Here is a 12,117-nt window from a genome sequence, read left to right on the forward strand (position 1 = left end):
CAGAATTCAGGTGGTGATATAGAGGTAATCGTAATGAATCAGGGGTTTCTGATCCTGCAGACCCATGATTGCAACTGTTTTTTCCGAGCTGTATTGCGCCATACCGTAGCCGATGATGGTTCCGTCCGTCGCACAGACCTTGATGATGTCGCCTTTCAGGAAACGCCCTTCAACCGATTCAATACCGACCGGCAGCAGGCTGTTGGCTCGATCTCCGGCCACCAGGGCCATTTCAGCGCCCATGTTGACGGTGACCGCTCCCTTTTCCATCCCTTCGCTGTTTGCAATCCACCGTTTCGGGCCGTGGGTTGCCTTTTGCGGCAGAAATTTTGTGCCGGTCTGTTCTCCCTCAAGAAGCGAGAGGAGAATACCGGGAGTGCGTCCGTTGGCAATATGGACGGTGATGCCGAGACGGGAGAGTTTCTGCGCGATATGGCACTTGGTCAACATCCCTCCTCTGCCGAATTCTGATTTTCCCGGATTGATATACTGGTGGAAATGTTTGGTCGAGGGATCAATGATGGGGATGATGGTGCCATTGCCTGATTTCATGTCAAAAAGGCCATCAACATGCGAGAGAATGATGTAGCCCTCAACATCCATCATGGATGCAATGAGGCCGGAGAGCTCATCATTGTCGGTAAACATCAATTCGGTCACTGACACGGCATCGTTCTCATTGACAACGGGGATTATGTTTTGCTGCAGAAGGGAGCTGAAGCAGGTCTGCATGTTGAGATAGTGCAGGCGGTCGCTGAAATCGCTCTTGGTGACCAGAATCTGGGCGGTGATCAGCCCGTGCTTTGCAAAGAGCTCGTTGTAGCTGCTGATCAGTTTGATCTGGCCTGTAGAGGAAAGTACCTGGCGGGCCGCAACCGGCGCGATGGTTCCGGAGAGTTTGACCACCGAGCGTCCGGCGCCGACAGCTCCCGACGAGACGAGAATGATCTGAATTCCCTGTTTTTGCAGTTCCGCAATCTGGGTGGTAAGCTGCTGGAGAATTTCAAGGTCAAGTTCGCCTTTTTTTGTGGTAATGACGTTGGTGCCGACTTTGACGACTATTTTTTTATAGAGAGGATTGATCAACTGTTTCATGCGTTAGTGAACCTCTTGACTGAAATGCAACCCTGCAACGCCGATAATAATCAGCAGCAGGGATGCGAGTTTAATGGCGTTTATACCTTCACCGAACCAGATGACTCCGATAACGGTAATTGCTGCCGTTCCAATTCCTGACCAGATTGCATAGGTCAGGGCGATGGGAAGTACCTTGAGCGCCAGCGAAAGAAAGGTAAAACTCAGCCCGTAAAAAATAAAGATAAAAAGCGTTGGTGCAAGTTTACTGAATCCGTCAGATATTTTCATGCAGGTGGTGCCGGATACTTCAAACAAAATCGCCATAATCAGATAGATCCAGTGCATTGTTTTCTTGCAGGAAAAAGGTTACAGGAGGCCGGGTTGTTGAAGTTGAGGCCAAAGAGAGATGCGGCCGGTTTGTGTTCAACTGAAAAGATATGCATATTTCACAAAAAAGTGCCGACGGGCCCGTGATTAACTTCTGGATTGTAAACGATGGTGTTGATGAGCCTGATAGATATATCACTGCCCTTGAAAAATCCGGTATTACAGTTTTCGCTGCTGCTCCTTATCATCCTGTTTGCTCCCTTTCTTCTCAGCCGGCTGAAAATTCCAAGCCTGATCACTCTTATCCTTGCCGGAGCGCTCATTGGCCCTCATGGATTGAATCTGATGCTTCGTGACAGCAGTATCATCCTCTTTGGTACGGTGGGTCTGCTCTACATCATGTTTCTTGCAGGCCTTGAGATAGATGTTGCCGATTTTCGCAAAAACAGCAGCAAAAGTATCCTGTTTGGACTTTATACTTTCCTTATCTCCATTGTACTCGGTATTGTTGTAGCGCTCTATATTCTCCATTTTTCCCTGCTTTCATCCATCCTTATCGGCAGTATCTTTGCCTCTCATACGCTCATTGTTTACCCGGTTGTCAGCAAGCTTGGCATAGCCAAAAACAAGGCGGTCAATGTAGCAATCGGTGGCACACTTATCACCGACACTCTTGCTCTTCTGGTGCTTGCAGTTGTTGTCGGACTCTCGGAAGGGGAGTTGACTGCCGCATTCTGGATACGACTTCTTATCGGTATAACGCTCTTCAGTCTGGTTGTCATCCTGCTCTTTCCCGTTATAGCCCGATGGTTTTTCAAGCGTTTTGACGACAGCGTGCAACAGTACCTCTTTGTTTTGGCGATGGTCTTTTTCAGCGCCTTTCTTGCCGAGGCCGCAGGTGTTGAGGCTATTATCGGGGCATTTCTTGGAGGTCTTGCCCTGAACCGCCTCATCCCGCGGACATCACCGCTCATGAACCGCATCAAGTTTGTCGGCAATGCCATCTTTATTCCTTTTTTTCTGATCGGGGTTGGTATGCTGATCAATATTCAGGCTTTCTTCAAGGGTTATGAAACCATTGAAGTTGCTGTGGTCATCACCATTGCTGCTACGGTGGCCAAATATCTTTCAGCCTGGATTACCCAAAAACTCTTCGGCTTTTCCCTTGACCAGCGCAGACTCATTTTTGGACTGATCAGCGCACATGCCGCACTCGCACTGGCAACCGTCCTGATTGGTTACAATATTATCATTGGCTATAGCATTACTGGCGCTCCTGTCAGACTGCTCGATGAAAGCGTGCTCAACGGCACGATTCTCTTTATTCTGCTAACCTGCACGCTGGCAACCATAGTTGGGGAGAAAGGGGCGCAGAACATTGCCCTTGCCGAAGCGGCAGATGATGTTCCAGAACCCGGAGTGCTTGCCGCTGATGAGCGTATACTGATTTATATGAACGACATCAGCACGGTTGATGAGTTGGTCAATCTCAGCGTAACCGTAACATCTGTCAAAAACCGCAAGGGTATCTATGCCATGCATGTCGCCGATAACAGCATGCCCGATGAGACGCAGGAAAAACGTGCGGGAAAAATTCTTGAAAAGGCTGCAGTTGCCGCATCATCCACTGATAACAAGCTGACGGGTTTGCTTCGTTATGACAGCGATATACTCAATGGTATTGCTGGCGTTATCAGAGAACAGAAAATTAACGAACTGATTATAGGCCTTCATCATAAGCAGAGCCTCATGGACAGCTTTTTTGGCAGTTCACCGGAAAGCATTCTCCGACGCTGTAATGTCACCACTTTTATCTACAGATCGGTTCAGCCCCTTGCCACCATCAAACGAACCATTATCGTAATTCCTGTAGGAGCAGAAAATGAGGTTGGTTTTGTATTGTGGATGCAGAGCGTCATCAATATCATAAAAAACACCGGCAGCAGGATGGTCATCTATGCATCCCGTCAGACTATTGCTTATCTGAAGGAGGCTTATAGAGAGAGCATTGTTCATGCCGAGTACAAGATGTTCAAGGAGTGGGCTGATTTTCTTGTGCTCTCAAATGAGATAAAAAAAGACGATAACCTTATTATCGTCATGAGCCGGAAGAACAACATCTCCTATCACGCCAGGATGGCAAAGATACCGCTCTATCTCAACAGGTATTTCCAGAAAAACAGCTTTATCCTCATTTATCCCGTTCAGAGCGGCATTCCAGAAGATACCTGTGATGACATTCCCGTCCGGACGCGCCAAAAATCAGTCATTAATTTTGAAAAAATCCTGAACAAGATCTACAAAAAAATCCGTCGATGATCCCACTCTAAAAAGTGGGGGACGTTGTTGATATTTGGTACTTATTCAAATATTTAGTTAAATTTCGGATAATTTTCAGCAACTCAAAAGGGGAGGTAACATGCCGCGTGGAGCAAGACTTGATGCACCCGGAACTCTCCATCATGTGATGGTGCGGGGTATTGAGGGGTGTCGAATCGTCATGGATGACACCGATCGTGATCAATTTGTCCTTCGCATGGGCAGGCTGGCAAAAGCAACAGGCACGGAGATCTACGCATGGGCATTGATGATCAATCACGCCCATATCCTGCTTAAGAGCAGTGAGGAGGGTTTATCGTCATTTATGCGCAAGCTTCTGAGTGGCTATGCAACAGTGTACAATCGTCGCCACAAGAGGTATGGTCATCTCTTTCAAAACCGATATAAATCGATCGTCTGTGAGGAGGAGCCCTACTTTGTGCGGTTGGTCAGCTATATTCATCTTAACCCGTTGAGGGCAGGAATTGTGCATTCCCTGGAGGAACTCGACCAGCATCGGTGGAGTGGTCATGCGGTCATCATGAAGCAGTGCAACCATGAGTGGCAGGAGAGCGACTTTGTGCTGCGCTTTTTTGGGGAAAAGGAGGGGATGGCCCGAGAGGCATATCGACTCTTTGTTGAAGCGGAGAGCAGAAAAGGAGAGCAGCCTGAGTTAACCGGTGGAGGGCTGATTCGTTCAACCGGAGGGTGGTCGGAAGTGAAATCGCTGAGGCAGCGCGGAGAAAAGCAATTCGGCGACGAGCGGATTCTCGGTAGCAGTGCATTTGTCAGGGAGATACTTGACCAGGCAGATGATTCCGTAAAGGCTCTTATACCAGCGTCGAATTTCAGTCAGGATGCTGCTGAAGAGCTTCGTAAAAGATGCGGAGAATGTGGCGTTGCATTGCAGTTGATGGAGTCCGGCAGTAAAAGAGATGAGTGTACGGCATTGCGAAAGGAACTCGCGGTGAAATTTATCAGGGAGTTTGGATTATCATATGCTGAGACGGCTCGTCAGCTTGGTGTGTCAACATCAGCAGTGAACCAGATATTTCGACGCCTGGCACGAACGACTCTTTTCATTCTGATGACTATTGTTACACTGTCGGCATGCAATGGGGCCGCGCCCCCAACAATAACTGAAAAACCCAAAGCCATGACTGAAAAGCAACATCCGGCCAATCCCTATTACTCGCGTACCGATACAACCAGCCTCAATCTTTCTGATGCCATCTGGAAGGAGGTGCTTTCTCCGGCAGTATATGAGGTGGCTCGCCACGGTTCAACCGAGCAGGCATTTTCAGGAAAATACTGGGATTATGAGGGGCGGGGAAGCTACTTCTGTGCAGCATGTGGCAATATGCTTTTTCGCTCCGACGCCAAATTTGCCACTACCTGCGGCTGGCCCAGCTTTTTTGAAACCCTGCGCCCAAACAGTGTTCTCTATCGGAAAGACTCCTCTTTTGGTATGGAGCGGACAGAGGTCGTTTGCGGACGCTGCAAAGCACATCTTGGTCACGTTTTTGACGATGGGCCGCCTCCAACGGGAAAGCGCTTCTGCATGAACTCAGTCATACTTGAATTCGAGCCGGATAAATCCTCATCGAAAAAGCAGCCATAAAACTATAAAAAGAGGTCATGTAACTGATGGATTCTGGTAATACGGAAGTTCATAACATCAGCGGTTTCAGGCAGGGCAATCATTCAATGCAGATGCAAGGGGGCGTACTTCATGAGCCGCCCCCTTGTCAATACTGTCAGTTAATCTAGTTGAATTGAACCTTTGGTCTTTTCTCTTCTGGATCTTTCCTTCGATCTATACTCGTCCATGCAACCACTATCCTTTCCTTCTACCAGAGAGCACTCCAGGTACTCGACTATTTCCATGATACAAGCCCTGATTGCTTTCCCTACAGGAGTATTCTGATACTGGCCAAGGTTACCGCCAAAGCCTCCACGGTGTACACCTACGCTGATACCACTGGATTTTGATGTGGCCTCTACAGTCCGGGCATCATAGATTTCGCCTGTTTCAACATCAATCACTTTAAGGTCGACAGCCATATAGGCCTTGTCCTGCCTGCCTCCCAAACTGATACCACCAAAAGAGAGTCCCCCTCCGCCACCGCTTGTGTTCTGTTCAAAGGCTGAAAGTGTAGCAGCGACCAGATACTTGGCACCGGTAATTTTCCCTAATCGTGCCCTTGTTCTGGGATTTACCCTTCCGGAATCACCCAGATCCTGTTCATTGAGAACAGCGTCAAGTTCTCTCCTTTCGAGTACTCGAAAACTGTTCGTCGATGCCAGTTCTGCAATGAGCATATCCTGCAGATCCGTTCCCACACTCCCTTCCCACCATCCTGCAGAGGTGTGGTTTGTGAATCTCAATACCCCAAGACGAGGTTTCTCTTCGGCGAATCCTTGAGAAAAAACAGAGATTGAAAAAAGAAACAAAAACATCAGAAAAAATTTAATCCGCATAATGATCCTCCGAGGGGTAATTAAGGTTAAAACAAAAAATCTGTAAAACAGATGTCTTAAAAGTATCACAGTAAAAAGAAAAACCAAAGCATGTAAGGAATACTGGCCTTCCTGTACTTGACTTTTTCAGTCATTTCTCTTGAGCTATTACGGGTAAAAATTTCGTATATGTGTTGACAACACAGGGGGAGATCGAATGATTTAACCGTTTTTGCTCAACGTTCCAGCCTATTTCAGGACGATCTGATTTGTGCAAGGTACTCTTCGAGTATCGGCACATCGGCATCGGGAAAGTTGTACAAGCCTGTTTCATAAGGAGTTATCCAACGGAGTGCTTGATGTTCAAGCGCCCTGGGCTCCTCTCCATACAACAGGCATCGGTACGGTATAAGCGTCAGGGAAAAATCAGGGTAGGTGTGGAAACAAGGGGTCAGGCGCTGAATGATGTTCACCGTCACACCGAGTTCTTCCTGAAGTTCTCTTTGCAGGGCAGCTTTTTCCGTTTCATTCTGGTTTACCTTGCCGCCGGGAAATTCCCACAGGGATGCCATCGACTTCCCTTCGGGACGTTGTGCGACAAGAAACAAACCTTCCTTTTCAATAATCGCACAGACAACATCCCCGATATGAGGAACATTTTCTATAACAGCCATTGAGGATGCCCGGTATTTTTGTCAGTGAGGTGTTGCATCGTGCGCCACTTATTTTCCTTTGCAGGATGGTATGTTTTCCTCTCTTTCAGAGACATGATACGAAATCCAGAAGAAGTACAGACGCTTATTCCGGGTTTTATGAGGAGAGTGCAAGAAATGAATGGGGATATCGTCATTAATCTGAACGGAAGGATTCTCAACTGCAATCGTGTGATTATCATGAAGAAACAATTATTGCCACTGCTTGTTGCTGTCTGCGCAGCCACCGGAACAACATCTCTTGAAGCAAAAACTATAGCCGGTTCAGACAATGCTGAGGTCAGGGGAGTGCAGGCGCTCTCGCTGAGGAAGGCCATGGAGGGTTATGCACGGCAGTACGACAATCTCAGGTTGGTTGAACAAAAATGCCCTCGTGATTACAGGCTTGTTCAGCTCTGTTTGCTGCTCGATACCAGCAACAGTATGGACGGACTGATCAATCAGGCAAAGAGCCAGTTATGGCAGATCGTCAACGAACTTTCAAGAATGCATAAACGGGGCGAAAACATTCGGCTTGAGGTCGCGCTCTATGAATATGGCAACAACAACCTTCCGGCAACGTCGGGATATATCCGTCAGGTGACTCCGTTTACGGAAAACCTCGACCTGCTTTCCGAAGCGCTTTTCTCTCTCGACACCAACGGCGGTTCGGAGTATTGCGGGCATGTTATCGGCAGCAGCCTGAACCAGTTGCAGTGGAATAGTTCCCGGGAAGGTCTGAAAATGATTTTCATTGCGGGTAATGAACCGTTCAACCAGGGATCGATTGATTACGATGTGGCTTGCCGGTGGGCTGCCGGAAAGGATATCGTGGTCAACACCATCTACTGTGGGGACTACCGTGAAGGTATCGGATCATTCTGGCAGAGAGGGGCCGTTTTGGGTGGTGGCAGCTACTTTGCCATCGACAGCGACAGGGATGCAGGAGGTATTCCGACACCTTATGATCATGATCTGGTACTGTTGAACAGCCGGATCAACAGCACCTATGTACCCTATGGCAAGGCTGGAAAAGAGAGCATTGCCCGCCAGTCGCAGCAGGACGCGAACGCTGCAAAACTTTCCGCACCCGTTTCGGCAGCAAGGAGTGTCTCAAAAGGATCGAGTCTTTACAAGGCTTCGGAGTGGGATCTGGTCGATGCAGTGGAAGAGAAAAAAATAACAACCGGTCAGCTCAAGAAGGAAGAACTGCCGGAAGAGCTGCGGAAGATGAACACCGGTCAACTGAACGGCTATGTTCAGCAAAAAAAGAGAGAGCGGGAAGAGGTGAAAGCGCAGATTACAGAACTGAGCCGGAAACGGGATGCCTATATCCTGCAGAAACAGAAACAAAATGCTGGTGAACAGAGCCTCGGCTCAGTCATTCTCAAAAATCTGAGGGCCCAGGCCGAAGCCAAAAACTTCAGGTTCAAGTAAATCTGCACTCCGTTGAAAAGAGAGCCCTGCAGAGGGCTTTCTTTTCAACTATTGCGTCAATTTCGGAAGTGTTCTTTATGATCATTTGATACACTGTTTTATTTGTAGGATTTATGCTTATCGGTAAGGTGAGTAGCAGCGGGGATTGAAACCCATTCGCATGAGTCGGTTGTCCGATCCAGCTCATTCATCTTTTCAGATTCTTCTTTGCTGTCTTGATGAAGCGTCCGAATGCCTTATCCTTTTTCCGCTTCTCCAGGTAGGACATCTCATAGTGTTCTGACTCTTTCCGGAGCTTCAGATAGCCTGCATAGCGCTCTTCACTCAACTCTCCACCTGCAATTGCAGCAAGAACCGCGCATCCTGACTCCTGTGTATGGCTGCAATCGGCATAGCGACAGGCCCCGGCAAGCTCAATAATATCTTCAAACCCCTTGTTGACTCCTTCACCGGCGCCCAGAAGGCCCAACTCTCTCATTCCGGGCGTATCGATGAACATAACGCCATTGTCAAGCACAATAAGCTGCCGACGCGTCGTTGTATGTGTGCCTTCTCCCGTTCCACTGACCGCTTTGGTATCAAGATCATTCCGTCCAGTCAGGTGATTGATCATCGTCGTTTTGCCGACTCCCGACGAACCAAGCAGGCAACAGGTTTTTCCTGGAAACAATACCTCCCGGAATTCGTCATATCCAGCGCCGGTCAGATTACTGAGTGCGATAATTCTTGTCGTGATTCCAGCCTCTTTTATAGCCGAAAGCTTCTCCTGCAGTTCAGCGTCGGAGATCAGATCCGTTTTGGCAAGAATGATAATTGGCTCAACATGCCCGTCAGCCGCCATGACCAGATAGCGGTTCAGTCTCGCCAGATTAAAGTCAAAGTGACAGGACTGGACAATAAATGCGAGATCAATATTGGCTGCAATCATCTGGTATTCCACTTCCATGCCGGCACGCTTCCGGCGTAAAAACGTTTTTCGTGGAAAGAGCCCATGGATGATTGCCAGGGTGCCCTCATTATGATACTGCACACTGACCCAGTCGCCGACACAGGGCAGCTCAACCGATGACTCAACCTGGAAAGAGAACTTTCCCGCAAGTTCGGCAGGAATCTCACCGATTTCATTCCTGACAAGGTAAGAATTGCGATCAACGGCTGTTATGCGTGCAATGTTCTGACCCTCATGGCGGATGTCATCGATATGTGCTTCGAACCACACGTCAAAGCCCAGATCACTTAATGTTATCATAATCTGTCATTGAAGACTGTTAAGACTGATCTGCCCGATTTTGGAAAAAGAGGGCCATTATTTTTTCGCTAAAGATAACGTGTAAATCATTTCGCAAAAACAGCTATTATTTCATCCTGAATCGATTTTACCGTTTTGTTATTTTTTTGTGAATTTATTCAGAGTAAACCGATACCATTTTGGGAGTTAAAAGAGAATGAAACTACTGATATTATTGCTGCTTTTCTTTGGCGTGCCGACGCGTTCGGGCGCGCAGGAGATCGACAGAACGCTTTTCGGCGCCTTGGATACGGCGCTGGTGATCGTTAACCGCTCCTCCGGTGCTGTGACCGATGTGAATCCGGCACTCAGCGCTCGGCGAATGTCTCCCTGCTCAACATTCAAGATTTATAATACTCTTATCGGCTTGCAGCTCGGCCTGATCAAGGGAGCCGATGATCCCTGGTATACATGGGATGGTGTGCATCGGGATATCGATGCATGGAATGGCGATTTAACTCTTCGTGAGGCGTTCCGGGTTTCGGCAGTGCCTGCTTTTCAGGCGCTGGCAAGAGCTATCGGGCCTGCACGGATGAAGACATATATCGAACGGATCGGCTATGGAAACGGGGATATCTCTGCGGGGATCGATACTTTCTGGCTTCCCCGGAAAGGAAAAACCGGAATGCTCATCAGCGCCAAAGAGCAGGTCGCGTTATTAAACAAACTGCTTGACGGCAGGCTGCCGTTTTCCGGAAAGCATGTGAAAACACTTCGTGAAGTCATGCTGGTAGCAGAAACTCCAAAAGGGAAACTCTATGGCAAGACCGGATCAGGCAAGAGTGCTGACGGCAAAGAAGAGCTCGGATGGTTTGTCGGCTTTCTCGAAAGTGGGGGAGTCGAGTACGTGTTTGCCTGCAACATCACCGGCGGAGAGCATCCTACAGGAAAAGCCGCCCGCGCTATCGTTGAAAACGTTTTCAGGTCTCAGAATCTTCTGTAGATGCAACGCATCAGCTTCGGTTATGCCGGATCCCCATCTGAAAACTGATTATAATTATTGAATGACAACGCAGGTCGCGTCATGACATGAGGGTGGTTATCCGGCATACAACTATCTTACTGATGTTTTGTACGCTATGGTGATACATAAAGAGGAACAATCGATAGCAATAAGCACTACAGAGTTGAGGCGTAACCTTCGGAAATACCTTGATATCGCAAACAAGGAACGGGTAATTATCCAGTGCGGGAAGAGCGAAACCTTTGAAATTATTCCTGCCCGGAAAATGAGCGACATCAACCGGTATTTTTCGGACCCAAAGGTCGTTGAGCATTTACAGCATTCTCTTCAGCAAGTTGAGGAGAGTAAAACCACGGTTCTCAAAAAATCAGATATCAATAACCTGCTTGGTCTTGAGTAATGGGGTATACGCTTTTCTACACTGACGTTGCCCGACAGGATACAGAGAAACTTAAAAAAGTTGATGAGAAACGAAAAGCGTTATCTCGAATAAAAGGCGATCAGGCCAAAGGAGAGGAACAGAACAGTTGCGAGGAGAATGGTTACGTCACTGATCTTCCGCATAAACGACTCTTTGTTCTCTTGGTACATACTGGCGATGACGATCACGGCAGCGTTATTTGCCAGCAGGAAATAGGTGGATCCCGGAAGGATGTTCGTGAAGGTAAACAAGAACAGCACGGCTCCGGAGATCACGCTCGTGATGATGAGGAACTGTTTGGTATGCAGAAAGGAAAAGGTGTTGGCTATGGTTTTGATGCCGCTTGAGAGATCGCCCCGGCGGTCGCGCATGTCCCACATGACCTCGATAAAGAATGCGCAGATAAAGAGATAACCCCAGCAAATCCAGGCCTTCGGTGAAAGTGTCTGACCCTCAAAAAAGAGGGGAAGAAAGATGATGGCGGTGGCCCAATCGAGCGGAGGGGTGATGTTTTTGACGACGTAGATATCTTTCAGGCGCCGGGCACCGTTCAAACGACGGGAGAGCAACGCCGGGAAGCATTTATGGTTATAAAGAAATCCGATCAGAATGATCAGTGCCGTTGTATAGAATGCCTGTTGTCCGAATTGGAAGGCGATAACGAGTGAGATAAAGGAGAGCAGGTAGAAGGTGACATAGGTGATAAGCGTTTCGTTTTTCCGGGCGTTTTTCAGACCATCAGGGTCATTCGTCGTATCTTCAACATCATCGGTAAGCCGATTGTCCTGATAGATCGAAAAGGTCAGCAGAAAGACGGTCAAAACAGCCCATCCATTAACCGGGATATCGAAATAAACAGACCAGCTTGCTGCTCCAATCGCGGAAAGCAGCGAGAGGTGTATTTTATTTCTGAAGAAATAGTTCGGCACGTTGTGTTCCCCCTACCGATTATGAGATTTTTTGGGTGTTTGTAAAGCAGTTCACTTTTTATTGTGAAGTCATTTTCTGTTTATTCCGTTCCTTCGTGCCATTCCGGATTTCTCCGTTTGAGCATTCGTAAATTTACTTAACTCGTCTCATTACCTGAACAAATTATGACGGCCATGACTGGCACCGTAATATGTGGTTCCTT

General features: G+C 48.0%; 11 protein-coding genes. 5 read left to right on the plus strand and 6 right to left on the minus strand.

All coding sequences use genetic code 11. The features are described from left to right. Positions 1-6 precede the first annotated feature (6 nt). Both proB and AC56AD_RS05475 read right to left on the minus strand, forming a co-directional pair. Entirely contained in the window at positions 7-1,095 is a 1,089-nt protein-coding gene (gene proB, locus AC56AD_RS05470) for a glutamate 5-kinase (protein ID WP_012507872.1), read from the minus strand. 3 nt (positions 1,096-1,098) lie between these two features. Beyond that, the gene (locus AC56AD_RS05475; RefSeq protein WP_012507873.1) at positions 1,099-1,422 is read right to left on the minus strand and encodes a DMT family transporter; all 324 of its coding nucleotides are present in this window, start codon (positions 1,420-1,422) and stop codon (positions 1,099-1,101) included. 150 nt (positions 1,423-1,572) lie between these two features. On the opposite strand from AC56AD_RS05475, the gene AC56AD_RS05480 reads away from it, so the two are divergent. Both AC56AD_RS05480 and msrB read left to right on the plus strand, forming a co-directional pair. Next, on the plus strand, positions 1,573-3,723 hold the full coding sequence (locus AC56AD_RS05480) for a cation:proton antiporter (RefSeq protein ID WP_012507874.1): 2,151 nt from the start codon (positions 1,573-1,575) through the stop codon (positions 3,721-3,723). Between the two features lie 100 nt (positions 3,724-3,823). Next, entirely contained in the window at positions 3,824-5,344 is a 1,521-nt protein-coding gene (msrB, locus tag AC56AD_RS05485; RefSeq protein WP_012507875.1) for a peptide-methionine (R)-S-oxide reductase MsrB, read from the plus strand. Positions 5,345-5,484: 140 nt separating this feature from the next. Here msrB and AC56AD_RS05490 read toward each other — a convergent pair whose 3' ends face one another. Both AC56AD_RS05490 and AC56AD_RS05495 read right to left on the minus strand, forming a co-directional pair. Then, positions 5,485-6,204, minus strand: a complete 720-nt coding sequence (locus AC56AD_RS05490; RefSeq protein ID WP_012507876.1) for a CsgG/HfaB family protein — start codon at positions 6,202-6,204, stop codon at positions 5,485-5,487. A gap of 233 nt (positions 6,205-6,437) precedes the next feature. After that, positions 6,438-6,857 (minus strand): (deoxy)nucleoside triphosphate pyrophosphohydrolase, encoded by a 420-nt coding sequence (locus AC56AD_RS05495; RefSeq protein ID WP_012507877.1) that lies wholly within the window; start codon positions 6,855-6,857, stop codon positions 6,438-6,440. A 156-nt stretch (positions 6,858-7,013) separates the two neighbouring features. On the opposite strand from AC56AD_RS05495, the gene AC56AD_RS05500 reads away from it, so the two are divergent. Then, on the plus strand, positions 7,014-8,312 hold the full coding sequence (locus AC56AD_RS05500; RefSeq protein WP_223293995.1) for a vWA domain-containing protein: 1,299 nt from the start codon (positions 7,014-7,016) through the stop codon (positions 8,310-8,312). A gap of 187 nt (positions 8,313-8,499) precedes the next feature. Here AC56AD_RS05500 and rsgA read toward each other — a convergent pair whose 3' ends face one another. After that, positions 8,500-9,561, minus strand: coding sequence for a ribosome small subunit-dependent GTPase A (gene rsgA, locus AC56AD_RS05505; RefSeq protein ID WP_012507879.1), 1,062 nt, complete (start codon positions 9,559-9,561; stop codon positions 8,500-8,502). A 196-nt stretch (positions 9,562-9,757) separates the two neighbouring features. Between rsgA and AC56AD_RS05510 the strand changes: the two genes are divergently transcribed. Both AC56AD_RS05510 and AC56AD_RS05515 read left to right on the plus strand, forming a co-directional pair. After that, complete coding sequence (locus AC56AD_RS05510) at positions 9,758-10,543, plus strand: penicillin-binding transpeptidase domain-containing protein (protein ID WP_012507880.1); 786 nt, start codon at positions 9,758-9,760, stop codon at positions 10,541-10,543. A gap of 136 nt (positions 10,544-10,679) precedes the next feature. Next, positions 10,680-10,964, plus strand: coding sequence for a hypothetical protein (locus tag AC56AD_RS05515; RefSeq protein ID WP_012507881.1), 285 nt, complete (start codon positions 10,680-10,682; stop codon positions 10,962-10,964). A gap of 80 nt (positions 10,965-11,044) precedes the next feature. Here the strand turns inward: AC56AD_RS05515 and AC56AD_RS05520 are convergent, their stop codons facing one another. Further along, a complete protein-coding gene (locus AC56AD_RS05520; protein WP_012507882.1) occupies positions 11,045-11,914 on the minus strand; it encodes a UbiA family prenyltransferase in 870 nt (289 codons plus the stop codon). Between the last annotated feature and the right edge of the window lie 203 nt (positions 11,915-12,117).

It is taken from the genome of Pelodictyon clathratiforme, from assembly GCF_982375515.1.

Bases quoted from the DNA above. Each gene is read 5' to 3' on its own strand.
- proB (WP_012507872.1), bottom strand. From the start codon at position 1,095: ATGAAACAGTTGATCAATCCTCTCTATAAAAAAATAGTCGTCAAAGTC.
- AC56AD_RS05475 (WP_012507873.1), bottom strand. From the start codon at position 1,422: ATGCACTGGATCTATCTGATTATGGCGATTTTGTTTGAAGTATCCGGC.
- AC56AD_RS05480 (WP_012507874.1), top strand. From the start codon at position 1,573: ATGGTGTTGATGAGCCTGATAGATATATCACTGCCCTTGAAAAATCCG.
- msrB (WP_012507875.1), top strand. From the start codon at position 3,824: ATGCCGCGTGGAGCAAGACTTGATGCACCCGGAACTCTCCATCATGTG.
- AC56AD_RS05490 (WP_012507876.1), bottom strand. From the start codon at position 6,204: ATGCGGATTAAATTTTTTCTGATGTTTTTGTTTCTTTTTTCAATCTCT.
- AC56AD_RS05495 (WP_012507877.1), bottom strand. From the start codon at position 6,857: ATGGCTGTTATAGAAAATGTTCCTCATATCGGGGATGTTGTCTGTGCG.
- AC56AD_RS05500 (WP_223293995.1), top strand. From the start codon at position 7,014: ATGAATGGGGATATCGTCATTAATCTGAACGGAAGGATTCTCAACTGC.
- rsgA (WP_012507879.1), bottom strand. From the start codon at position 9,561: ATGATAACATTAAGTGATCTGGGCTTTGACGTGTGGTTCGAAGCACAT.
- AC56AD_RS05510 (WP_012507880.1), top strand. From the start codon at position 9,758: ATGAAACTACTGATATTATTGCTGCTTTTCTTTGGCGTGCCGACGCGT.
- AC56AD_RS05515 (WP_012507881.1), top strand. From the start codon at position 10,680: ATGGTGATACATAAAGAGGAACAATCGATAGCAATAAGCACTACAGAG.